This is a genomic window from Shinella sp. GW821-FHT11G07, assembly GCF_058808115.1.
This window is the reverse complement of sequence record NZ_JBXARJ010000009.1, coordinates 271,890-293,701: the sequence shown is the minus strand read 5'-3', so window position 1 is coordinate 293,701 and position 21,812 is coordinate 271,890. Positions and strand designations below refer to the sequence as shown.

The window sequence follows — 21,812 nt, the reverse complement described above, 5'->3', positions numbered from 1 at the left end:
ACGTTGCTTGCCTTTCCTCAACGAGCGGCGGCGACGGCGTCGGCCAGTTCGGCGGCGGCATCCGCGGAAGCAAGCTCCGAGTTGAAATGGCGCGTCACCACGTCTGTGATAGCCGCCGTCACCGAGGCGTTGGCAGCGTGGGTGTACGCCACGGTCGGCATTGCAGTGCCGCTTTTCGAGGATGCTGCAAGGTCGGCGACGTTCTTCAGCGCGCAACTGTCGAGACCATCCGTCGGGGCGTTGGAAACCGCGGGAATCGACCCTTTCGCGATGTTGAACTTGAGCTGCACCTGTGGGTCCATGATCGCGTTGGCGAGAATCGCCTGTGCCTTCTTCGCATCGGCGTCGGGTTGCTCGAACATCGAGAAGGAGTTGACCAGGAACACAAAATCATTGCCGGTTCCGGGCGCGGCAAAGCAGAGGAAGTCCGCCTGCGCCTTCTTGCCGGCATTGGTAAACTCGCCCTTCGACCAGTCGCCCATGATCTGCATGGCCGCCTTGTTCTCGATCACCATGGCGGTGGCGAGGTTCCAGTCACGACCGGAGAAATTGTCGTCGACCATGCTGCGCAACAGCCGCATCTGGTCGAAGACCTTCACCATCGTCTCGCCGCGCAGCGTGGCATCGTCGAGGTCGACGAACGCCTTGCGGTAGAAGTCCGGCCCGCCAATGCCGAGCGCCACGCTATCGAACAGCGTCACGTCCTGCCAGGGCTGGCCGCCATGGGCGAGCGGCACGATGCCGGCTTCCCGGAATTTGGGCGCCAGCGCATTGAACTCTTCCCAGCTCGTCGGAGGGGTGGCGCCGATCTTGTCGAAGGCCGCCTTCGATCCCCAGACCATGTTGACGCGGTGGATATTGGTCGGCGCTGAAACCCAGCGGCCATCGACCTTCGTGAAAGCCTTTACCGCCTCCGGCAGCGCCTCGTCCCATTTCCCCGCTTCCGCGATGTCCTTGAGATCGGCGAGCATGCCGGCCTTGGCCCAATCGATGATGTTGTAGCCCAGCATCAGCATGGCGGCCGGCGGATTGCCGGAGGAGATGCGCGCCTGCAGCGCCGTCTTTGCCTGGTCGCCGCCACCACCGGCAATCGGCGCATCGATCCAGCTCACGCCCTCCGCCTCGACCTTCTTCTTGACCTCGGCAAGCGCGGCCGCCTCACCGCCCGCTGTCCAGAAATGCATGACCTCGACGCTCGGCTCGGCCCGGGCGATCACGGCCGGAAAAAGCACGGCAAAACCCATCGCGGCTGCGCGCAGCAGCCGCGTTCTGACCTGTTTCTGCATGTGAACATTTCCTCCCCAGGTTTTGCGCTCCCTGACGCACCGCACCGGACCTGAAACCGGACGGTGACGTGATTAGGACTGCCGAGAGCCGCGTGAGGATCCTCCCATCGCGCAGGCAGCGGCATCCTGTTTCGAAGCTATAATTGGAACGTTCCAATAAATCAAGCCGCCTGAGACCACTTGCTCATTTGGTCATCACGAAGTTATCTGCGATAATTCGCCATTTCTTGGCAGTAAGTATGGGCGAAGCACCCACTTCGGCATAGAAATTGGAACGTTCTAGTAAAACTGCGAAAAATAGCCTTGTCTTTGCGGGCCACGAGGCTGTCGATGACGCGTATGAGGAGCCGTGGTTTCCGTTCGACGCCGGTCGGCCAGGAGCACCGGCACCGCCCACTTGGCATGGAAAGCATTGCACTGAAGTGAGGGTAAATCCTAGGTTCAAGTCGAAATGGACCCGTCGGTCAAAACAGCCCTAATTTCGCGAGAAGAGGCGCTGGAAGACAGGCTTTCAATTTCGCCGCATCTGCTGCGGCGACAACCATCTCGCCTTCCATCCAGATATCGTATTCCATCTCGATGCACATGCCGTCCCGCTCAAGCACCGCCCAGGAATGGTCAAGGCCGCCACCCGTTTCGACACACCATCCCTCGTCCCGCAATGCAGATATAGCCGCGGACCAGACGTCTTTGGGGATCTCAAAACAGTGAATTCGTTCGGACACCTCGTCCCCCCGTGGCAGCTTGTCGCGATATCAGTCGTTAACAGGGCCTGTCCGCCATATCACCCTACCGTGTCGCGGCTGAAACGAATTCCGTGGAAATCAGTGATATCATTGCCGATCGGCCGGGCGACCGGTGGAGAATCCGCCTACGATTTCTGCCTTAGCAAAGGGCACACAATGCGCATTCTTCTCCTTCTTGCCTCTCTGATCGTCGGAACGATTGCCGGCATCTACCTGTTCGGTGTGATCTGGCGAACCACCGCTCCGGAAGGTTCCATGGCGATGATCGTTGGCGGAGGGACGCCGGTCGTCCTTGGCGCTTTGACGTTTCTCGGCACGAAGAATACCGATGGCCAAAGGCCAAGCCTGCACAATGTGCGGACGTGGTTTGCGCTCCTGGGCATAGCGGCGGCCGCGGCAGGGCTCTTCCTGCTCTTGATTGTCGCTATTTTCCTGACGGTTCAGCGCGGCTAGAAGCTTGGCCGCCTGGTCCGCGACGGCCGCGGATGACGGCGCGGTCATCCGCTTGACGCTGATCGGTTTCTCCACCGAAGCCCCTTTTCAGCTACTCGGAGGCGGCCATCGACTTGCCCCGCAACATATTGATGATGCTGGAAAAATCCTGCGCGCCAAATCCCTCGTCGGAAAGGAGCTGGTAGAGTAGCGCAGCCTTCGCGCCGAGTGGCGTCATGGCACCGGTCTCTTCTGCCGCCGCCTGCGAAAGCTTCAGATCCTTCAACATCAGCGCCGCGGCGAAACCGGGTTCGTAATCGTGGTTGGCCGGCGAGGTCGGGACGGGGCCGGGCACCGGACAATAGGTGGTCAGCGACCAGCATTGGCCCGAAGAGACGGAGGCAACGTCGAACAGCGCCTGATGCGACAGGCCAAGCCGCTCGCCGAGCACGAAGGCCTCGCCCACGGCGATCATGCTGATGCCGAGGATCATGTTGTTGCAGATCTTTGCCGCCTGGCCGGCGGATGCATCACCGCAATGGATGATCTTCTTGCCCATCGCCTCGAAAACCGGCCTTACATCGGCGAACACCGCCGCATCACCCCCCACCATGAAGGTCAGTGTGCCGGCCGAAGCACCCCCCGTGCCGCCAGAGACGGGCGCATCGAGCGCGGGACAACCATGCGCCTCAGCCAGCGCGTGGGCCTTGCGGGCACTGTCCATGTCGATGGTGGAGCAATCGATGAGCAGCGTGCCCGAAGGCACGATGGCGACCAGTTCCTGCCAGACCGCAAGCACATGCGCGCCGGCCGGCAGCATGGTGATCACGAGATCGGCGCCGGAAACCGCCTCCGTGACCGACGCCATGGTCGAAATGCCGTTCGCCCGGGCGAGTTCGAGCGAGGCCGGCGACAGGTCGAAACCGCGGACGGCATGGCCGGCTTTGGCAAGATTGGCGGCCATGGGGCCACCCATATGGCCGAGGCCGATGAATGCGATGGCGTTCATGTCCGTTCTCCTTTCCCTGCTTCCTCGGCAAAGAGTGGTTTTGCCGATGGTTCGAAGAAGGCAGCGATGTCCTGCTCTGTGACGTCGCCCAATTGCGCCGGCCGCCACTGCGGATTGCGATCCTTGTCGACAACTGCGGCCCGCACGCCTTCGTAGAAATCGTGGCTGCAAAGCACGGCTGCAGTGGCGGCGAACTCCCGTTCCAGGCACGCCTCAAGCGCGCTTTCCCGACGCCCGAGGCGAAGCAGGCGCAATGTTACCTTCAGGCTGAGCGGCGACTTCGTCCGCAAGACGCCGAGTGTCCTTTCCGCAAAGCTCGATCCATCCTGCACGAGCGCCGCCAGGATTTCCTCGACCGTGTCGAAGGCAAAAAGGCGATCGATCAGCGGCTGCTGTGCTGCCAACAGCGCCGGTGGCGGCGGATCCGCAAAGGCGCCAATCGTTGCCGAGACGTCGGCCCGCGAGGCGGATGCCGGCAGGCGGGACAGTTCTTCGGCCAATGCCGGCAACCTATCGGAAGGGATGTAGCCGTCGGCGAGACCGAAGGCGATCGCGTCACCGGCCGTCAGCTGTTCGCCGGTCAGCGCGGCGTAGGTGCCGAGCTCATTCTGCTGGCGCGTGAGGAACCACGAGGCACCGACATCCGGGAAAAAGCCGATACCGGTCTCGGGCATGGCGAAGCGCGTCCGCTCGGTGACCACGCGGTGACTACCATAGATCGAAACCCCGACACCGCCACCCATGACGATGCCGTCCATGAAGGCGATGTAGGGTTTTTCGAGCCGGCGAAGGCGCGCGTTCATGCGGTACTCCTCGCGCCAGAAATCGACGGGCTCTTGCGAGCCGGCCTTGCCGCCGTCGTAGATCATGCGGATGTCGCCGCCGGCGCACAATCCACGCTCGCCCTCGCCGGAGATGAGCATGACGGCGATGTCCGGGTCAGCTTCGAACACGTCCAGCGCTTTCTCTATGTCGCGAACCATCGAGAGGGTCAGGCTGTTGAGCGCCTTCGGTCGATTGAGCCGGATCCGCCCAAGCGTGCCGGTGTGGCCGATGAGGGTCTGCGGCTGGGGGGCAGCATCGAGCGGTTTTGCGGCGTCAGATGTGGAGGGCATGGCCAAGGGCTTTCAATGCGGCTTCCTGCAGGCCTTCGCTGCGGGTCGGATGCGCGTGGATGGTACCGGCGATGTCTTCCAGCCGTGCACCCATTTCAAGCGCCAGCGAGAAGCTGCTGGAGAGTTCGGACACTCCGGCGCCGACGGCCTGCAGGCCGAGCACGAGGTTGGTATCCGCACGCGCCACGGTGCGCACGAAACCATCTTCAGACTGGGTTGTCATGGCGCGCCCGTTGGCATTGAAGGGAAACAGACCGACGCGGACCTCATAACCCTGGGCGCGGGCTTCATCGGGCGAGAGGCCCGCGGTGACGATCTCTGGATCGGTAAAGCAGACGGCCGGGATGGCGCGTTTGTCCCAGACGCGCTTGCGGCCGGCAACGATCTCCGCCACCATCTCACCCTGTGCCATGGCGCGATGCGCCAGCATCGGCTCGCCGGTAATATCGCCGATTGCATAGACGCCGCGCATGGAGGTTCGGCAGCGCTCATCGATGCGGATGAAGCGGCCGGCACGATCAAGGTCGAGTTCTTCGAGGCCCCACCCTTCGGTACGCGGCTTGCGCCCGATGGTGACGAGCACCTTGTCCGCAGCAATCCGTTCCTCCTTGCCGGAGGCAGTCTCGATCACCAGCGCCTCTCCAGAGTACGCCTTCGCCTTTGCACCGGTCACGAGGCGCACGCCAAGTTCGTTCAGGCGTTTGGCGATCGGCTTGACGAGTTCGGCGTCGTACTGCGGCAGGATCTGTGCCAGCGCCTCGACCACCGTCACTTGTGCGCCCATCTTGGCAAAGGCCGTGCCGAGTTCCAGACCGATATAGCCGCCCCCCACGACGGCGAGCGTTTTGGGAACGCTTGCAAGCGACAGCGCCTCGGTGGACGAGAGGACCGCGCCGCCGAAGGGCAGCGACGGTAGCGCGACCGGTTCGGAGCCGGTCGCGATCACCACCGTTTCGGCACGGATGACCTGGGTTCCTGTCTCGGTCTCGACCTCGACGGTTTTGCCGTCGCGGAACCGCGCCCGCCCATGGACGATCTTGACCTTGGCCTTGCGCAGCAGGCCAAGCACGCCGCTGTTCAGCCGGCCGACAATGCCGTCCTTCCAGCGGATGGTCTGGGCAAGGTCGAGTTTCGGTGCCTCCACCGTGATGCCGAGCGCGTTGGGGCTCGTCATGTGACGGACCTTGTCGAACTCCTCGGCGGCATGGATCAGCGCCTTGGAGGGGATGCAGCCGACGTTCAGGCAGGTACCACCAGCCTTCGTCATTTCGACGATCACCGTATCGACGCCGAGCTGGCCGGCGCGGATGGCGCAGATGTATCCGCCCGGGCCGGCACCGATGACGAGAAGCTTGCAGACGATCTCTTTCATGTCATCAGCCTTCGATGAAGATCAGTGCGGGGGTTTCGATGAGCGCCTTGATCCGCTGGATGAAAACCGCCGCGTCCCAGCCGTCGACGATCCGGTGGTCGAAGCTCGACGACAGGTTCATGATCTTGCGCGGGATGAACTGGGTGCCATCCCAGACAGGCCGCATCAGGATCTTGTTGACGCCGACGATCGCCACTTCCGGGTGGTTGATGATCGGCGTCGTGACGATGCCGCCGAGTGCACCGAGCGAGGTGATGGTGATCGTGGAGCCGGACAGTTCTTCGCGTGCGGCAGTGCCGTTGCGAGCGGCATCGGAGAGGCGCGTGAGTTCGGCGGCGCTGTCCCAGATCGACCGGGCCTCCGCATGGCGCACCACCGGCACCATCAGGCCGGACGGCGTCTGCGTGGCGATACCGATATGCACGGCACTGTAGCGGGTGACGATACCGGCATCGTCGTCGAAGGTGGCGTTGACACCCGGCTGTTCGCCAAGCGTCTTGACCAGCGCCCGCATCAGGAACGGCAGGATGGTGAGTTTCGGCTGGTCGGGCTTGCGGCCGGCATTCATCGTCGCGCGCAGGTCCTCGAGATCGGTGACATCCACCTCCTCGACATAGGTGATGTGGGGAATGCGCGAGCTTGCAAGCCGCATTTTTTCCGCGATGCGGCGGCGCAGGCCCGTGACCTTGATCTCTTCCGTGGCGGTCTTGCGGGCAAGGCCGGCCGGAGCGGCGACAGGCTGCGCACCGCGTGCAACAAACTGGTCGAGGTCGTCATGGGTGATGCGGCCTGCCGGGCCGGTAGCCGACACCTGGCGCAGATCGACGCCGGCCTCCTGCGCCCGCAACCGGACGGCGGGCGACGCCAGCGGTCGATCCACCGGTTCACGGATGGCAGGACGCCCGGCAGGCTTTTCTGGCTCGACAGCTTTTGTTTCGGCTATCGGCTTCGCTTCGACGGGTTTGCTCGGGACCGGTTCGGCCTTCGCAATCATCTCTGTCACCGCAGGCAAGGGCTCTTCGGCCGCAGCCTCTCCCTCTCCGGCGATTTCGATGCGCAGAAGCGGCGCCTTGACGGCGACAATGTCGCCGATTTCGGCGCCGAGCCAGAGCACGACACCGTCGACGGGAGAGGGTATCTCCACCGTCGCCTTGTCGGTCATCACAGCGGCCAGCACCATGTCCTCGCGCACCGGGTCGCCCGGCTTGACGTGCCATTCGACCAGTTCGGCCTCGGCAACACCTTCGCCCACATCGGGCATCTTGATGACGAACTCGCCCATCCTCAGCCCTCCATCACTTCTTTGAGCGCCCGGCCGATACGCGCCGGGCCGGGGAAATAGTCCCATTCCTGCGCGTGTGGATAGGGCGTGTCCCAGCCGGTCACGCGCACCATCGGTGCTTCCAGGCTGTAGAAGCAGTGCTCCTGGACCAGCGACACGACCTCCGCGCCGAAGCCGGAGGTCAGCGTCGCCTCGTGCACGACGACACAACGGCCGGTCTTCTTCACCGACTGGACGATGGTGTCGAGATCGAGCGGCAGGAGGCTGCGCAGGTCGATGACCTCGGCGTCGATCCCTGTCTCTTCCGCCGCGGCAAGCGCCACATGCACCATCGTGCCATAGGCGATGACGGTGACCGCGCTGCCCGGCCGGCGGATTTCCGCCTTGCCGATCGGGATCGTATAATGCCCCTCCGGCACCTCGCCGAGATCGTGTTTCGACCAGGGCGTCACCGGCTTCTCGTGATGACCGTCGAAGGGGCCGTTGTAGAGCCGCTTGGGTTCGAGGAACATCACCGGATCCGGGTCCTCGATTGCCGCGATCAGCAGGCCCTTGGCGTCGTAGGGGTTGGAGGGAACGACGACCTTCAAGCCGCAGACATGGGTGAACAGCGCCTCGGGGCTTTGGCTGTGTGTCTGTCCGCCGAAGATGCCACCACCGGTCGGCATGCGCACGACGATCGGGCAGGTGAAGTCGCCGTTGGAGCGGTAGCGGATGCGCGCCGCCTCCTGGGTGATCTGATCATAGGCCGGGTACATGTAATCGGCGAACTGGATTTCGACGCAGGGCTTCAGGCCGTAGGCCGCCATGCCGATCGCCGTGCCGAGAATGCCGGATTCATTGATCGGCGCGTCGAAGCAGCGGGTCTTGCCATACTTGGCCTGGAGCCCCTGGGTCGCACGGAAAACGCCGCCGAAATAGCCGACGTCCTCGCCGAAGACGACGACATCGTCGTCTCGCCCCATCGAGACGTCCATGGCGCTGCGCACGGCCTCGATCATCGTCATTCTTGCCATGTCAAAACCCTGCCTTCTGGCGCTGGCGGCGGATATGGGCGGGCATGTCCGCATAGACGCCCTCGAAAATGTCGCGCACGGACGGCTTGCCGCCGGCATGCAGCGTGCCATGGCTTTCGGCCTGCTTCTGCGCCTGGATCACCTCGTCGAGGATTTCCGCTTCGGCCTGGACATGACGCTCCTCCGACCAGACTCCACGCACGATCAGGTGCTTCTTCAGCCGCAACACCGGGTCGCCGAGCGGCCACGCTTCGGATTCGGTCTTGGGCCTGTAGGCACTGGGATCATCTGAGGTCGAGTGCGCCCCGACGCGATAGGTGACATATTCGATCAGCGTCGGGCCGAGGTTTTGCCGGGCGCGATCCGCTGCCCATTTGGCAACTGCAAAGACGGCGAGATAGTCGTTGCCATCCACGCGCAGCGCCGGGATACCAAAGCCAAGACCGCGGGCGGCGAAAGTACCGGAGCCGCCGCGCGCAATGCCCTGAAATGTGGAGATGGCCCACTGATTGTTGACGATGTTGAGGATGACCGGCGCCTTGTAGGTCGAGGCGAAGACGAGCGCCGAATGGAAGTCGGACTCGGCGGTCGAGCCATCGCCGATCCAGGCGGCGGCGATCTTCGTGTCGTTCTTGATAGCCGATGCCATGGCCCAGCCGACGGCCTGGACATATTGTGTGGCGAGGTTACCGGAGATCGTGAAGAAGCCGTGCGCCTTCGACGAATACATGATCGGCAATTGCCGGCCACGCAGGGGATCCGCCTCGTTCGAGTAGATCTGGTTCATCATCTCAACCATCGGGTAGTCGTCGGCGATCAATAGCCCCGCCTGCCGGTAGGTCGGGAAGTTCATGTCACCCTTGTTCAGCGCCTTGCGGAAGGCGGAGCTGACCGCCTCCTCGCCGAGATGCTGCATGTAGAACGAGGTCTTGCCCTGCCGCTGCGCCATCAGCATGCGGGCATCGAAGGCGCGCAGCTTCATCATGTTGCGCAGCCCCGTCAGCAGGTCCTCGTCGGAAAGCAGCCCGGCCCATGGGCCGACCGCCTCGCCATCCCGGTTGAGAACGCGAATGATGGAATAAGCGAGATCGCGGATCTCCTCCGGCGCCACGTCGACCGCCGGCCGCGGCACCGCGCCGGCCTTGGCGATCTTGACGGTGGAGAAATCCGGCTGGCCGCCCGGCCGGACCGCCGGCTCGGGGACGTGCAGGCTCAGATGCGGAACCTCGTTCATGTCCTGTCATTCCTCCCTTGTCGGCCGCCCGTCCGCTACTCCTCACGGAAGGCCGGCCACAAACTTACAAATTGCGCGCGATGACGATGCGCTGGACGTCGCTTGTTCCCTCGTAGATCTGGCAGATGCGGACATCGCGGTAGATACGCTCGACCGGATAGTCCGCCATGTAGCCATAGCCGCCGTGGATCTGGATCGCATCGGAACAGACTTTTTCGGCCATTTCCGAAGCGAACAGCTTGGCCATCGACGCCTCGGTGAGGCAGGGCTGCCCCTCCTCCTTCAACTGGGCCGCATGCAGCACCATCTGGCGGGCCACCTCGATCTGCGTCGCCATGTCGGCGAGCCGGAAGGCCACGGCCTGATGGTTGATGATCGGCGATCCAAAGGCCGTGCGCTCGCGGGCATAGTCGCGCGCCGCCTCGAACGCCGCACGCGCCATGCCGACGGACTGCGACGCGATGCCGGTGCGTCCGCCTTCAAGGTTCGACAGGGCAATCCTGTAGCCCTCACCTTCCGCGCCAAGCCGGTGATCCGCAGGGATGCGCATGTTGCTGAAGGCGATCTGGCACGTATCGGAGGCATGCAGGCCGAGCTTGTGCTCCACACGCACGACCTCATAGCCGGGCGTTTCGGTCGGCACGATGAAGGCGGAAATGCCCTTCTTGCCCGCGTCGGGATCGGTGACGGCGAAGACGATGATGACGTTGCCGTTCTTGCCCGAGGTGATGAACTGCTTGGCGCCGTCGATGACATAGTGATCGCCGTCACGGCGGGCACGGGTCTTCAGGTTGGAGGCATCGGAGCCAGCCTGCGGTTCGGTCAGCGCAAAGCCGCCGATCCATTCGCCGGATGCCAGCTTCGGCAGAAAGCGCTGCTTCTGTTCCTCCGTGCCATATTTCAGGATCGGCACGCAGCCCACGGAGCTGTGTACGCTCATGATGGTCGAGCACGGACCGTCACCGGCAGCAATCTCCTCAAGCGCCACGGCATAGGCGATCGTACCCGTCTCCGAGCCGCCATAGGCTTCGGGCACCAACATGCCGAGAAAGCCGAGTTCGCCCATTTCCTTCAGCTCTTCGCGAGGGAAGCGGCTCTCCGCGTCGCGCTCGGCCGCACCCGGCGCCAGGCGTTCGCGAGCGAAATCGCGTGCCATGTCGCGGATCTGGATCTGCTGTTCCGTCAGGATCATGTCCGGTCTCCTCCCTGAAACCGTTCAGTGCCGTTCGATCGCCACCGCCGTCGCCTCGCCGCCGCCGATGCAGAGCGTCGCCATGCCGCGCTTCATGCCGTAGCGTTCAAGCGCGGACAGCAGGGTGACGAGCACCCTTGCGCCGGAAGCGCCGATCGGATGGCCGAGCGCGCAGGCGCCGCCGTGCACGTTGACCTTGTTATGCGGCAGGTCGAGGTCGCGCATCGCCGCCATGGCGACGACGGCGAAGGCCTCGTTGATCTCGAACAGGTCGACGTCCTTCAGGTTCCAGCCGGTGCGCTCACTGAGCCCGCGCAGCGCGCCGATCGGCGCGGTCGCGAAGAGATTGGGTGCCTGTGCGTGCGTGGCATGGCCGACAATGGTGGCAAGCGGCGTAAGTCCTTCCCGCTCGGCCTGGGAGCGCCGCATCAGCACCAGCGCGGCCGCGCCGTCGGAGATCGAGGAAGCGTTCGCCGCGGTTACCGTACCGCCTTCGCGGAAGGCCGGTTTCAGCGTCGGGATCTTCTCCGGCTTGGCCTTGCCGGGCTGCTCGTCGCGGCTCACGACCGTCTCGGACCGCCCCGCCTTCACGGTGACCGGAACGATCTCTGCATCGAACGCGCCGGTCTCGATCGCGGCGCGGGCGCGGGTCAGGGAGGTGATGGCGTAGTCGTCCTGCGCGGAGCGGGTGAACTGGTAGGCCTCGGCGCAGTCCTCGGCGAAGGTGCCCATGAGGCGTCCCTTGTCATAGGCGTCTTCCAGCCCATCCAGGAACATGTGATCGATGACGCGGCCGTGCCCGAGCCGGTAGCCGCCGCGAGCCCGGTCGAGCAGGTAGGGCGCATTCGTCATGCTTTCCATTCCACCGGCGACGGCGACCGAGGCGCTGCCGGCGGCGATGAGGTCGTGCGCCAGCATGACGGCCTTCATGCCCGATCCGCACATCTTGTTGACGGTGGTCGCCCCGGCGGCAAAGGGCAGGCCGGCGCCGATCGCGGCTTGCCGGGCGGGCGCCTGGCCCTGGCCGGCCGGCAGCACGCAGCCGAAGACCGCCTCCTCAACGGCGTCCGGGCTGACGCCGCTGCGGTCGAGCGCCGCACGGATTGCAGCCGCGCCGAGTTCCGGTGCGGTGGCATCCTTAAGGTCGCCCTGAAAGCCGCCTATCGGGGTGCGGGCCGAACCAACGATGACGATGGGATCCTGCGGCGTCATATCAAAACTCCCCAACGGCCTCACTCAGCGCGGCGCCATGCGCAACGCGCCGTCGAGGCGGATGATTTCACCATTCAGCATGACATTCTCACAGATATGCCGCACCAATGCGGCAAACTCCGCCGGCTTTCCAAGGCGCGACGGAAACGGCACGCTCCGTCCCAGTGAATCCTGCACCTCCTGCGGCATGCCGGCCATCATCGGCGTCTGGAAAATCCCCGGCGCGATGGTGACCACCCGAATGCCGTGGCGCGCCAGTTCCCGGGCAATCGGCAGCGTCATGGCTGCGACGCCGCCCTTTGACGCCGCGTAGGCCGCCTGACCAATCTGGCCATCAAAGGCTGCAACCGAGGCCGTGCTCACGATAATGCCCCGCTCGCCATCCGCCCCCGGCTCTTGCTGCGCGATGGCCGCTGCGGCAAGCCGGATCATATTGAAAGTGCCGACGAGATTGATGGCGATCGTGCGGGCAAAGCTGTCGAGCCTGTGCGAGCCATCACGGCCGATCACCTTCTCGCCGGGCGCGACGCCTGCGCAATTGACCAGCCCGTGCAGATGGCCGAAGCGGTCCAGCGCCATGTCGATGGCGGCCTGCCCGTCCTTCTCCTGCGTCACGTCCGTCTGGATGAAGGCGGCACGGGTTCCAAGCTCACTGACGATGCCGGCGCCGGCATCGGCGTTGACGTCGGCGATCACGACATTCGCGCCCTCGCCCACCAGCATGCGTGCCACCGCCGCACCGAGGCCCGAACCACCACCGGTGACGACAAAGGTCTTTCCGTCGATCAACATGGCTGCTCTCCCTCAGCGCATTCGATTTCCGTAGAGCCGGCCCGAAGCGTCATGCAGTCCTCCCTGAGTCACATTCTGCCGACAGCCTACCCGCCCGTCTTGCCTCACTCTATGACGGTGCGATATTGCATACGATGACCGAAGCGTCTCGAACCATCGGCCAGTTTTACCACATCCTGCAGGACCTGACGATGACGGAAACCGGACGGCGGATGATATCACCTTCCTTCGTGGAAGAGGCGACCGACTGCCTGAAGCGGCATGGCAAGGCACCCGAAGCGGTGCTGGCGGCGGTCGGGCTGCCCACCCGGATCGATGCGCCGGTCTCCGCCGAAAGCTATGGTGCGCTGTGGCTTGCGATCGCCGCCGAGATAGACGACGAGTTCTTCGGCATGGGCGGCAGGCCGATGCGGCGCGGCAGCTTCACGCTGCTCTGCCACTGCGTGCTGCATGCCAAGACCCTCGACCGGGCGCTGCGGCGCGCGCTACGCTTCCTCAATGTCGTGCTGGAGGATCCGCAAGGCCATCTCGAAATTGCCGACGGGTTGGCCCAGATCGTGCTCAAGGACCGAACCGGCGCACGCTCCGCCTTTGCCTACAGAACCTACTGGATCCTGCTGCACGGCATCGCATGCTGGCTCATCGGACGCCGCATTCCGCTGCGGATGGTCGATTTCCGCTGTGCCGAGCCGGACCATGGTGCTGACTACCGGCTGTTCTTCGGTGCGCCCGTGCGCTTCGCGCAGCCGGTCAGCCGGCTCGCCTTCGATGCTTCCCTGCTCAAGCTGCCGGTGGCCCGCAGCGAGCAGGCGCTGAAGCAGTTCCTGCGCAATGCCCCTGCCAACATCCTCGTGCGTTACCGCTATGACGCCGGCCTTGCCGCCAGCGTCCGCAAGCGGCTGCGGCAGGCGCCGCCCGCATCATGGAGCACGTTCGATGATCTGGCCGTGCAGATGCGCCTGTCGCCCTCAACCCTTCGGCACCGCCTGCATGCGGAAGGCCAGAACTACGCGGCCATCCGCGATGAAATCCGGCGCGACCTTGCAATCGAGATGCTGCAAACGACGGCGCTCGGGGTCGGCGAGATCGCCACACGCCTCGGCTTCTCCGAACCCAGCGCCTTCCACCGCGCGTTCCGCAAATGGACGTCAAGGAGCCCGGCGGCCTTTCGCCGGGCAACGACGCTGCAAAGCGGGTGACTAAATCTCGGCTGGAATAGGTTTTCAACTCGCGGGCAAAGCGGTTTTCGCGAGGGTCTTCGGCACCCTTTGACTGCGTCAACTGACCATCGGCCAGGTATCGGAAGACATGTGGCTGACCCCGACCTAGCCCACTACGCGGTCAGGTCGTGCCTCTCTCGCTACGATCGCCGCGAGGTGGCCCTGCGGCGAGGTGTATCCTGCAGCGTGGGCGAGATCGCGAAATGCGCCGATCCGGCGCTCGACCTTCTGCTTATGGTTCTGGGCGATATCGGCCAGCCTGTGATCTAGGAAGGGATTGGCGAAACGCTCCATCGTGACGGCCAGGTAGTGTTCTGCCGCCTGCCCTTGTCCGAGGTGGTTAAAAACTGGCAGGACATCATCACTGTAAATGGCAGTCAGTAGGTCCAGCACCTGAGGATTGGCGATGAAGTCGCGCACGATCGGATCGCCCTGCCCACCCCCTTGCTGCCATATATCGACCAGAACCGTATGGCCGAGATTGAGGATGTGCAGCTTCAGCCGCTCGATATCCTTCAGGTCGTCAACCATCTCGATCGCGGGGTGCGTGCAGGGGAGAACGACGCCGTGCCCCTTCTGGATCGCCCAGAGCGCATAGGGTTCCGCCACGGCGCCAGCAGGCTCGATCGGCTCGGAAACGATACGATCGACAAGGCTGCAAACCCAGACCACGCGGCCCTCGATATACGAGATAAGTGCACCGCCGGCGCCTTGCAGCCACGCCACCGCCAGGACCGCGTCCCTGAGAACCTTGCCGTTGTCGACAACGAGTTCCATCGGCATCACGATGATCGGGGCCGCCCCGGCGGTGTGCCGGGCAGCCAGCAGATGGAAGAGTTTGGCGGGAAAGCTCATGGCCGGATGGTAGGTCGTCGCACCGTCCTCCGGCCGGCTTTGATAACCCGCGTCCCCTGTATTAGACAGAACGAACTCCGCCTCCTCGACGAAGACCCGAACCACCTCCGGCCAGTCGGTAGCAGCGGAAAGGCAGCGCTTTACCGACGTGACGGTCCTCGTCTCATCGACCGTGTCCCCCGCCTTGAGCCCCCGGATGCGAACCGGGTAGCCCTCCGGCGCGGCGAGAGCGGCAAGCCTATGGCTGCGGGCCACATCGCCGGAGGTCTGCACCACGGTGATCGCCCGGCGTGGCGTTCCCTCCGAGAGAAAGAGATCGGCATGGGCTTGCAGGAACCGACTGGTTCCCAACTGGATGACGGGCGTCTTCATCGTGCTACCCCCCGTCAGAGTGCAAGCTCGTGCCGAAGGGTTTCCAGCCGCTCCATGGCGATCACGCCATCACGGATCGTCGGTGCCGGTGTTTGCGCACCCGTAAGCGCCGGGATCACGTCGGCGAGGAGCGAATGGTAGCCTTTCGGGTCCTCGTTAGCGGCTGCGGTGAAGTTGGGCTTCCATGCCAGCGTGTCGACCGCGTCATCGAGCGTGGCCGCCGCATCGTCAACCTTGAAGGGCGGGTTGCGGTTCCAGCGCACTTCGATGACATTGTCGATCTCGATGCGCTGGTGGTCGCCCATGATCTCGATACGCTCGACCGGCGCGCCGCGTGATTGCATTGTGCCCATGGCGATGGTGCCGATCGCACCGCATTCGAAATCGAAATTAACGTGGAACAGAACCTTGCCGCGGTCCTTCTCAACCTTGCGCGCGGTCAGCGTCGTGACCGGTGAGACGAGGAAGGACACGAGGTCCATGTAGTGCACGCAATGGTGCAGGAAGAAGCCGGTATAGTCGACATTGCCGGCGAAATAGCCAGGCGCAGTCATGTAGTAGCCGGTGAGGCCATAGATATCGCCGAAGCGGCCGGAGCGCAGGATGTTTGCTGCGATCTTGTTGCCGGCGGAGTAGCGCTTCATGAAACCGACGAGCAGCGGCTTGCCGGATTTTTCCGAAGCGGCGAGCAGTTCGCGCGCTCCGGCGGCGCTGCCTGATGGCGGTTTTTCCATGAAGACGGGAAGACCCCGCTCCAGCGCCTTCTTGCCGAAGACGAGATGCTGGTCCGGCCCCACGGCCATGCCGACGGCATCGATATCCGCGCTCCGGATAAGCGCCTCGGCATCGCTCGTCAGGTTCGTCACGCCGAACTGCCGCCCGGCGGATGCGAGGCGCGTGCCGTCGATGTCGCAGAGCGCGGTGATCTGAACGTCATGCCGGACGAGTTGCGGAAGCAGCATCTGGGTGGCGTGCACGCCACAGCCAATCCAACCGATCTTGAGTGTCATCGACGATATTCCGTAAGCAGGATGTGGGACTTGATGAATTCGGCACTGGCGGCGAGACGCTCGCTCTCGCCCTCATGCGGGGGGCGCCACTGGGCGAAGGGAACGCCGAAGCGGTCGTCGTTGCGGCGGAAGGGTTCGAGCGACACCGGACCTTCGTAGCCGACCCCGTGCAACGCCCGAAACACCGCGACCCAATCCGTGGCCCCCGTACCCGGGAAGCCGCGGTGGTTCTCATTGGCCTGGAAATGCACGATACGCTTGCCGCCGAGCCGGATCGCCTCGGCGATCGAGGCTTCTTCCATGTGCATGTGGAACGTGTCGAGCATCAGTTGGACGGCGGGATGATCGACAGCATCGAGCAGTTCGATCGCCTGCTGCGTGGTGCACAACACGTCGCTCTCGAAGCGATTGAGTGGCTCGACGGCAAGGACGATGCCGCGCGCCGCCGCATAATCGCCCGCTTCCTTCAATCCTGCAACGCAACGCGCCTTTCGGGCAAGCCGCTCCTCTTCCGAAACCGGCTGCGGCGGGCGCCCAGCGAAGACCAGCGGATTGCCGGTGAGCGGGCCGCCAACGATGGTGGCACCGAGTGCCGCGGCGCAATCGGCCGTGTATTTGAGATAGTCGATGCCGGCGCGATGGGCCGCAGGATCGTCCGACGAGAGATTGCGCTGCAGATTGACGCGGGCGGCGAGCACGACACCAAGCCCGGCGGCGTCAAGGGCACGGCGCGTCTCCGCCAGATCGAGTTCGCCCGGCTCCGGCACGAGAAGTTCGACGAAGTCATAGCCGAGCCTTCGCATTTCGGCGAAGAGCGGGAAGTGCTCGGCCGTGAAGGGCCGCGCATATTGCATGGAAATCAACCCGACGGGGTTCATGGTCTATCCTCTTTCATTCGCATTCAGCCCTTCACCGCGCCCTGGGTCAGCCCGCCGATAAGGCGGCGTTGCACGAGAAGGAAAAGGATGGTGGCGGGCATGGCGCCGACGACCGCACCGGCGGCGAGCAGCCCCCACTCGATCTGGTATTCGCCGATCAGCGTCTGGATCGCGACCGTGACGGGCCGGACATTCTTGCCGCCGAGGGTCAGCGCGTAGAGATATTCGTTCCAGGCGGTGATGAAGATATAGATGCCGGTAGAGATGATGCCCGGCATGGTGAGCGGCAGCACGACGCGGCGCAGAGCCGCCAGCCGCGAGCAGCCGTCGATCATCGCCGCCTCGTCGAGGCTCTTCGGGATCGCGCCGATATAGCTGGTCAGCATCCAGACCGCGAACGGAATGGCGACGGTCGCATTGGCCAGGATGAGCCCGAAATGCGTGTCGAGGATACCGACTTTGCGCATCAGCACGAAGAGCGGCAGGATGAGCAGCACGACCGGGAACATGTTGATCAGCAGGAATTGCAGCATCAGGAGTTTGCGGCCCGCGAACCGGAAGCGCGAGAAGGCATAGGCTGCCGTCACTGCGACGGCGAGGCCGAGCACCACCGTGCCGCAGGCGATGATCAAGCTGTCAAGCATATTGCCGAGGAACGACGTCTGCTGGAGCAGGCGCACGTAGTTGTCGAGGCTCCAGCCGGCCGGCGAGACGGAAACGCCCGTGGCGTTCAGTGCCGCGGTCGGCGTCAGCGAGGTCAGCACCATCCAGGCGAAGGGCGCCATGGCGAAGAGCACGATTGCCAGCACCGGCAGGTCGGTGGTGAGGATGCGACGGAGCGTGGACGGCTTGTTCATCGTTCGACCTCCCGCATGGTCCGGGCGAGATAGACGGCGACGATCGCGCCGAGAAGGATGGTGAAGGTCACGGCGATCGTCGTGCCGTAACCGAAATCGAGGTTCTGCCGGGCGCGCACGAATGCATAGAGCGGCAGGGTGTGCGTGGCATAACCCGGCCCGCCGCCGGTCATGACGAAGATCACGTCCATGGAATTGGCGACCCAGATGACACGCAAGAGCCCCGCCGTGGCCAGCACCGGTGCGATGCCCGGCAGCGTGATGTGCACGAACTGCCGCCAGGCCGAAGCACCGTCGATGGAGGCCGCCTCGTAGTGGCTGCGTGGAATGCCTTGAAGAGCGGCGAGGATCATGACGGCGAAGAAGGGAAAGCCCTGCCAGGTCAGCGTCGCGATGATTGCATAGAGCGCAAGATCGGGATCGGCGAGCCATGGCACGGCCGACTGCACGATCGAGAGATAAAGCAGGATATCGTTGAGCACGCCGGTGTTGGGATCGTAAATCCAGCGCCACATCAGCGCGATCACAACGCTCGGCAACGCCCAGGGGATGATGATGAGCGCCCGCGCCAGCCCCCGCCAGGGAAACTCGCGATTGAGCAGCAGTGCCGTCAACAGGCCAAGCCCCATCTGGAGCGGCACCGTCAGGCCGATCCAGAGAGCGGTGTTGCCGAGTGCAGTCCAGAACACCGGATCGGCGAAGAGCTTCGCATAGTTGCCGAAACCGACGAAGCGGCTCGCATTCGGTTTCCAGAGGACAAGATCGTAAAGGCTGGTGAAGACCGCCTGCACCATGGGAAAGAAAACGATGAACAGCGTGACGAGCACCGCCGGCGCCAACAGCATATAGGGCATCGTCCGGACGCTCCAGGGCGTCGGGATGGTCAGGGCGGTTGAAGTTGGGGCGGTTGTCGCGGTCATTCGGTCGTTCCGGGCCTTTGGCAATCAGAAGGTCCCATCCGCCCTGATGTTCGGGCTGGGCGGATGGGAGATCGGAGCGGACCAAGGACTGCCCGCTCCAGGGAGGATCATTGCTGCGCGAAGAGCGCCTCAAGCTGCTGCATCATCTGCTCGGAGGTGATCTGGCCGGTCAGCGCCTGCTGCATCGCCGTCTGCCAGGCCGTGTTGACGAATTCCGACGTCGCCGTGCTCTGCGGCAAGACATGCGCGAAGGGCAGCGACTGGACAGTCGCATCGACGAAGCGGCGCTCATGCAGCGTCCAGTTCGCAGACCCGCTCTTGGTCACCGTCATCTGGCCGGTCGCCTTGTTGAACGCGACGTTGTTCTCGCCCTCGGCAAGGAACGCGATCCATTTCCAGGCCGCATCCTTGACCGCGGAGGAAGAGAAGACAGCCAGCGATTCATCGCCATACGACGTCCAGCGGCCGCCGCTGCATTCCGGCACCGGTGTGGCCGAAACCTTGTCACCGAGTGCCTTCACCATGTCGTTGGAAGAGCCGATATGGTGGATCGTCATTGCCGTGGTGCCGTTCTTGAAGGCGGCGGTGATTTCCTGGAAGCCGTCGTTCGGCGCCGAAGCCGGAATGACCTTATCCTTCTGGAAGAGATCGATCAGCCACTGGTTGGCGGCGATCACCTGCGGTGTCGTCAGGCCACCCGGCTCCAGCTTTGCGCCCTGCGAGAGCACGAAAGCACCCCACTGGTCCCAGCCGCCCTTGCCGCCGCGCAGGCCGAAGCCATAGGTCGCCGGTGCCTTGGTGAGCTTGATCGCCGCGTCACGGAACTCTTCGCAGGTCGTCGGCGGCTTCAGGCCGGCCGCCTCGAAAAGATCGGCGCGGTAATAGAGATAGAGCACGACATACTGGATCGGCAGGTAATATTGCTGGCCATCCGGTCCCTTGTTGAGCTCCAGAAGATTATCGAGCAGATCCGCCTTGCCGGCCCAGGCGTCGATGCGTTCGCCGAGCGGTTCCAGCACGCCCATCTCCAGCAGGCGCGGCTGGGCGAAGAGCTTGACCATCGCGGCATCCGGCGCATTGCCGCCTACCAGCGCGGTATAGAGATTGTCGTAATAGCTGTTCCACGGAACGTTTTCCGCTTCGATTTCGATGCCCGGATTGGCCGCCTCGAATTTCGCGACCAGATCGGCCATCGGGTTTTCCGGATTGTCGAAGTGATACCAGAAACGAACGGTTTCCGCCGACGCGGTGCTTGCCAGAAGCGACGCCGCGAGTGCGGCGCCGATTGCCAGGGTCTTCCAGATTTTCATTGTCTCCTCCTTTGAAAATCGAATTCAGTTCGAGCCGGCCATGTGCCTCGCTGCGGCTCCTGCCGCTGCCAGCGCCTCCCGCGCGGCGGCCAGATCAAGCGTGTTCTGCAAAAAACCGTGCGTGACACCCGGCACCACCGTCAGCGCCTCGCTTCGCCCGAGGCGTCTCAGGCGCTCGTGCAGCGCGCGGCTGTCGGACAACAGCGGATCGACGCCGGCTGCCATCAGGTGGAGCGGCGGCAATGCTGCCAGCGCCTCATCCGTCGCGAGCAGCGGACAGGCGAGCGGATCTGCCGATACGTCGCGATCTCCGACATACCATTGCCAGTAGCGCTGCATCTTCGCGGTCGTCAGACCCGGACCGTTCTCGAAGTCGCGATAGGACTCCGTGTGAAAATCGCCGGCATAGGTGCCATAGAAAAGCAACGCGCCCGCGACAGCTTGACGCCCGCTGGATTGCTCATGCAGCATCGCGGCAAGGGCAAGATTGGCGCCAGCCGAGTCACCGGAAAGGATAAGCGGACCGTCCTTGACGCCACTGGAACCGGAAACGGCAAAGGCGTTGCGGATCGTCGCGACGACATCCATGAGGCCCGCGGGATACGGATGCTCCGGCGCCAGGCGATAGTCCGGCAAAAGCACAGGTAGACCACATTCCAGCGCAAGCACGCGCGCACAACGCTCATGCGTCTCCGGGCTGCAGAAGGCAAACCCGCCGCCATGCACAAAGATGACCGCACCCGCGCCGTGGCCGGGCGGGACAAGGACCCTGATCCGCAGTCTTGCCGAGCCGAGGCCCGCATCCTCATCGATCCAGACGTCAGCCACCTGTGCCATCTCGGGCAGGTCGACATTCCAGCGGCGGTTGCCATCTTCCGAAAGCGCGCGACCTTCGGCCGGCGGAAGCGTCGTCGGATCGACCTGCGGCCCTGCCTCGGCGGCAACGCGGGCCAGCAGTGCCGCCATTTCCGGCGAAAGCCGCGATGTGCCGGAATTCGCGGTCATTGGGTCGCATCCGGGAAAACGTCGGGGCCGAGATCGACGATCGTCGCAATGTGATGACGCAGTGCGTCGCTTGCCGCAGCCACATCGCCGCTTGCGATCGCATCGATGATCGAGCGGTGACGCTGGGCCGTCGCCACTAGGTCGCGCGGCATCGTGCTGCGCGAGATCTTGAAGCGGTGGTTGTGCACCAGGCAGCGATGCAGGATCGGGTCAAGCGCTGGAAGCTGCGCGTCCTGAAAGATGCGACGGTGAAAATCCCGGTCGAAGGATGCCAGTTCGAGCTCATCGCCAGCCTTTGCCGCCTCCAGCATGTCGGCGAAAATCGCGTCGAGATCGGAAACCAGGGCGCGGCCTGGTGCGCGCAACACCCGAACGATGCCGTTGCATTCGATCTGCTGGCGCACGCGGAACATCTCGACGGCTTCGGCCTCGGTGCATTCGGAGACCTGCGTGCCGCGATGCCCCTGCCGGCGCACCAGCCCCTCCTCCTGCAACTGAAGGAGCGCCTCGCGCACAGTCCCCTGGCTGCACGAGAAATGCGCCGCCAGCTCCAACTCTGTCAGAGCCGTCCCTGCCGGAAGCACACCCAGCATGATGTCGCGCTTGATGGCATTGAAGGCGGCGGCCGACTTGGCCGGCCTTGCCGCGTTTCGTGCATTCGACGGTGTAGAAAAATAAGTCATCACCCGGCCTGCAG

General features: G+C 64.0%; 21 protein-coding genes. 1 reads left to right on the top strand and 20 read right to left on the bottom strand.

The genetic code is table 11. From position 1 onward, the window contains the following. Nucleotides 1-17: 17 nt before the first annotated feature. From AC1RT2_RS19430 to AC1RT2_RS19375, 12 genes are all read right to left on the bottom strand, one after another. The gene (locus tag AC1RT2_RS19430; protein WP_493104514.1) at nt 18-1,286 is read right to left on the bottom strand and encodes an ABC transporter substrate-binding protein; all 1,269 of its coding nucleotides are present in this window, start codon (nt 1,284-1,286) and stop codon (nt 18-20) included. Nucleotides 1,287-1,750: 464 nt separating this feature from the next. Next, nucleotides 1,751-2,011 (bottom strand): hypothetical protein, encoded by a 261-nt coding sequence (locus AC1RT2_RS19425; RefSeq protein WP_493104512.1) that lies wholly within the window; start codon nt 2,009-2,011, stop codon nt 1,751-1,753. A 108-nt stretch (nt 2,012-2,119) separates the two neighbouring features. After that, nucleotides 2,120-2,560, bottom strand: coding sequence for a hypothetical protein (locus tag AC1RT2_RS19420; protein WP_493104510.1), 441 nt, complete (start codon nt 2,558-2,560; stop codon nt 2,120-2,122). Between the two features lie 16 nt (nt 2,561-2,576). Then, complete coding sequence (gene mmsB, locus AC1RT2_RS19415) at nt 2,577-3,473, bottom strand: 3-hydroxyisobutyrate dehydrogenase (protein WP_493104509.1); 897 nt, start codon at nt 3,471-3,473, stop codon at nt 2,577-2,579. Then, nucleotides 3,470-4,588, bottom strand: a complete 1,119-nt coding sequence (locus AC1RT2_RS19410; protein ID WP_493104507.1) for an enoyl-CoA hydratase/isomerase family protein — start codon at nt 4,586-4,588, stop codon at nt 3,470-3,472. Before AC1RT2_RS19410 ends, mmsB begins: the two co-directional genes overlap by 4 nt. Further along, complete coding sequence (gene lpdA / locus AC1RT2_RS19405; protein WP_493104506.1) at nt 4,572-5,960, bottom strand: dihydrolipoyl dehydrogenase; 1,389 nt, start codon at nt 5,958-5,960, stop codon at nt 4,572-4,574. The genes AC1RT2_RS19410 and lpdA overlap by 17 nt, the downstream gene beginning before the upstream one ends. Before the next feature lie 4 nt (nt 5,961-5,964). Beyond that, the gene (locus tag AC1RT2_RS19400) at nt 5,965-7,242 is read right to left on the bottom strand and encodes a dihydrolipoamide acetyltransferase family protein (RefSeq protein WP_493104503.1); all 1,278 of its coding nucleotides are present in this window, start codon (nt 7,240-7,242) and stop codon (nt 5,965-5,967) included. 2 nt (nt 7,243-7,244) lie between these two features. Next, nucleotides 7,245-8,258, bottom strand: a complete 1,014-nt coding sequence (locus AC1RT2_RS19395) for an alpha-ketoacid dehydrogenase subunit beta (protein WP_493104500.1) — start codon at nt 8,256-8,258, stop codon at nt 7,245-7,247. Between the two features lies 1 nt (nt 8,259). Beyond that, nucleotides 8,260-9,492, bottom strand: coding sequence for a 3-methyl-2-oxobutanoate dehydrogenase (2-methylpropanoyl-transferring) subunit alpha (locus AC1RT2_RS19390; RefSeq protein ID WP_069063278.1), 1,233 nt, complete (start codon nt 9,490-9,492; stop codon nt 8,260-8,262). Nucleotides 9,493-9,556: 64 nt separating this feature from the next. After that, nucleotides 9,557-10,684 carry an acyl-CoA dehydrogenase family protein gene (locus AC1RT2_RS19385; RefSeq protein ID WP_493104496.1) on the bottom strand — a complete coding sequence of 376 codons (1,128 nt, stop codon included), beginning with the start codon at nt 10,682-10,684 and terminating at the stop codon, nt 9,557-9,559. Between the two features lie 24 nt (nt 10,685-10,708). Then, nucleotides 10,709-11,896 (bottom strand): acetyl-CoA C-acyltransferase, encoded by a 1,188-nt coding sequence (locus tag AC1RT2_RS19380; RefSeq protein ID WP_493104494.1) that lies wholly within the window; start codon nt 11,894-11,896, stop codon nt 10,709-10,711. A gap of 24 nt (nt 11,897-11,920) precedes the next feature. Further along, complete coding sequence (locus AC1RT2_RS19375) at nt 11,921-12,688, bottom strand: 3-hydroxyacyl-CoA dehydrogenase (protein ID WP_493104492.1); 768 nt, start codon at nt 12,686-12,688, stop codon at nt 11,921-11,923. A 134-nt stretch (nt 12,689-12,822) separates the two neighbouring features. Here AC1RT2_RS19375 and AC1RT2_RS19370 point away from each other — a divergent pair, with 134 nt between their 5' ends. Beyond that, nucleotides 12,823-13,887 (top strand): AraC family transcriptional regulator, encoded by a 1,065-nt coding sequence (locus AC1RT2_RS19370; RefSeq protein WP_493104490.1) that lies wholly within the window; start codon nt 12,823-12,825, stop codon nt 13,885-13,887. Nucleotides 13,888-14,013: 126 nt separating this feature from the next. On the opposite strand, the gene AC1RT2_RS19365 is transcribed toward AC1RT2_RS19370, so the two are convergent. The 8 genes from AC1RT2_RS19365 to AC1RT2_RS19330 form a co-directional block, all read right to left on the bottom strand. Next, nucleotides 14,014-15,135, bottom strand: coding sequence for a mannitol dehydrogenase family protein (locus AC1RT2_RS19365; RefSeq protein ID WP_493104488.1), 1,122 nt, complete (start codon nt 15,133-15,135; stop codon nt 14,014-14,016). A gap of 14 nt (nt 15,136-15,149) precedes the next feature. Beyond that, nucleotides 15,150-16,145, bottom strand: coding sequence for a Gfo/Idh/MocA family protein (locus AC1RT2_RS19360; RefSeq protein ID WP_493104486.1), 996 nt, complete (start codon nt 16,143-16,145; stop codon nt 15,150-15,152). Beyond that, nucleotides 16,142-17,023, bottom strand: coding sequence for a sugar phosphate isomerase/epimerase family protein (locus AC1RT2_RS19355; protein ID WP_493104483.1), 882 nt, complete (start codon nt 17,021-17,023; stop codon nt 16,142-16,144). The genes AC1RT2_RS19360 and AC1RT2_RS19355 overlap by 4 nt, the downstream gene beginning before the upstream one ends. A 23-nt stretch (nt 17,024-17,046) precedes the next feature. Next, nucleotides 17,047-17,880, bottom strand: a complete 834-nt coding sequence (locus AC1RT2_RS19350) for a carbohydrate ABC transporter permease (RefSeq protein WP_493104481.1) — start codon at nt 17,878-17,880, stop codon at nt 17,047-17,049. After that, entirely contained in the window at nt 17,877-18,800 is a 924-nt protein-coding gene (locus tag AC1RT2_RS19345; RefSeq protein ID WP_493104477.1) for a carbohydrate ABC transporter permease, read from the bottom strand. Before AC1RT2_RS19345 ends, AC1RT2_RS19350 begins: the two co-directional genes overlap by 4 nt. Before the next feature lie 107 nt (nt 18,801-18,907). Beyond that, a complete protein-coding gene (locus AC1RT2_RS19340; RefSeq protein ID WP_493104474.1) occupies nt 18,908-20,110 on the bottom strand; it encodes an ABC transporter substrate-binding protein in 1,203 nt (400 codons plus the stop codon). 24 nt (nt 20,111-20,134) lie between these two features. Next, a complete protein-coding gene (locus tag AC1RT2_RS19335) occupies nt 20,135-21,115 on the bottom strand; it encodes an alpha/beta hydrolase (RefSeq protein ID WP_493104471.1) in 981 nt (326 codons plus the stop codon). Next, nucleotides 21,112-21,798 carry a GntR family transcriptional regulator gene (locus tag AC1RT2_RS19330; protein WP_493104469.1) on the bottom strand — a complete coding sequence of 229 codons (687 nt, stop codon included), beginning with the start codon at nt 21,796-21,798 and terminating at the stop codon, nt 21,112-21,114. The genes AC1RT2_RS19335 and AC1RT2_RS19330 overlap by 4 nt, the downstream gene beginning before the upstream one ends. Between the last annotated feature and the right edge of the window lie 14 nt (nt 21,799-21,812).

Excerpts from the sequence above, each read along its gene's own strand:
- lpdA (WP_493104506.1), bottom strand. The coding sequence starts at position 5,960 with ATGAAAGAGATCGTCTGCAAGCTTCTCGTCATCGGTGCCGGCCCGGGC.
- AC1RT2_RS19390 (WP_069063278.1), bottom strand. The coding sequence starts at position 9,492 with ATGAACGAGGTTCCGCATCTGAGCCTGCACGTCCCCGAGCCGGCGGTC.
- mmsB (WP_493104509.1), bottom strand. The coding sequence starts at position 3,473 with ATGAACGCCATCGCATTCATCGGCCTCGGCCATATGGGTGGCCCCATG.
- AC1RT2_RS19430 (WP_493104514.1), bottom strand. The coding sequence starts at position 1,286 with ATGCAGAAACAGGTCAGAACGCGGCTGCTGCGCGCAGCCGCGATGGGT.
- AC1RT2_RS19375 (WP_493104492.1), bottom strand. The coding sequence starts at position 12,688 with ATGTTGATCGACGGAAAGACCTTTGTCGTCACCGGTGGTGGTTCGGGC.
- AC1RT2_RS19335 (WP_493104471.1), bottom strand. The coding sequence starts at position 21,115 with ATGACCGCGAATTCCGGCACATCGCGGCTTTCGCCGGAAATGGCGGCA.
- AC1RT2_RS19365 (WP_493104488.1), bottom strand. The coding sequence starts at position 15,135 with ATGAAGACGCCCGTCATCCAGTTGGGAACCAGTCGGTTCCTGCAAGCC.
- AC1RT2_RS19410 (WP_493104507.1), bottom strand. The coding sequence starts at position 4,588 with ATGCCCTCCACATCTGACGCCGCAAAACCGCTCGATGCTGCCCCCCAG.
- AC1RT2_RS19395 (WP_493104500.1), bottom strand. The coding sequence starts at position 8,258 with ATGGCAAGAATGACGATGATCGAGGCCGTGCGCAGCGCCATGGACGTC.
- AC1RT2_RS19345 (WP_493104477.1), bottom strand. The coding sequence starts at position 18,800 with ATGACCGCGACAACCGCCCCAACTTCAACCGCCCTGACCATCCCGACG.
- AC1RT2_RS19360 (WP_493104486.1), bottom strand. The coding sequence starts at position 16,145 with ATGACACTCAAGATCGGTTGGATTGGCTGTGGCGTGCACGCCACCCAG.
- AC1RT2_RS19400 (WP_493104503.1), bottom strand. The coding sequence starts at position 7,242 with ATGGGCGAGTTCGTCATCAAGATGCCCGATGTGGGCGAAGGTGTTGCC.
- AC1RT2_RS19385 (WP_493104496.1), bottom strand. The coding sequence starts at position 10,684 with ATGATCCTGACGGAACAGCAGATCCAGATCCGCGACATGGCACGCGAT.
- AC1RT2_RS19340 (WP_493104474.1), bottom strand. The coding sequence starts at position 20,110 with ATGAAAATCTGGAAGACCCTGGCAATCGGCGCCGCACTCGCGGCGTCG.
- AC1RT2_RS19330 (WP_493104469.1), bottom strand. The coding sequence starts at position 21,798 with ATGACTTATTTTTCTACACCGTCGAATGCACGAAACGCGGCAAGGCCG.
- AC1RT2_RS19350 (WP_493104481.1), bottom strand. The coding sequence starts at position 17,880 with ATGAACAAGCCGTCCACGCTCCGTCGCATCCTCACCACCGACCTGCCG.
- AC1RT2_RS19380 (WP_493104494.1), bottom strand. The coding sequence starts at position 11,896 with ATGACGCCGCAGGATCCCATCGTCATCGTTGGTTCGGCCCGCACCCCG.
- AC1RT2_RS19355 (WP_493104483.1), bottom strand. The coding sequence starts at position 17,023 with ATGAACCCCGTCGGGTTGATTTCCATGCAATATGCGCGGCCCTTCACG.
- AC1RT2_RS19370 (WP_493104490.1), top strand. The coding sequence starts at position 12,823 with ATGACCGAAGCGTCTCGAACCATCGGCCAGTTTTACCACATCCTGCAG.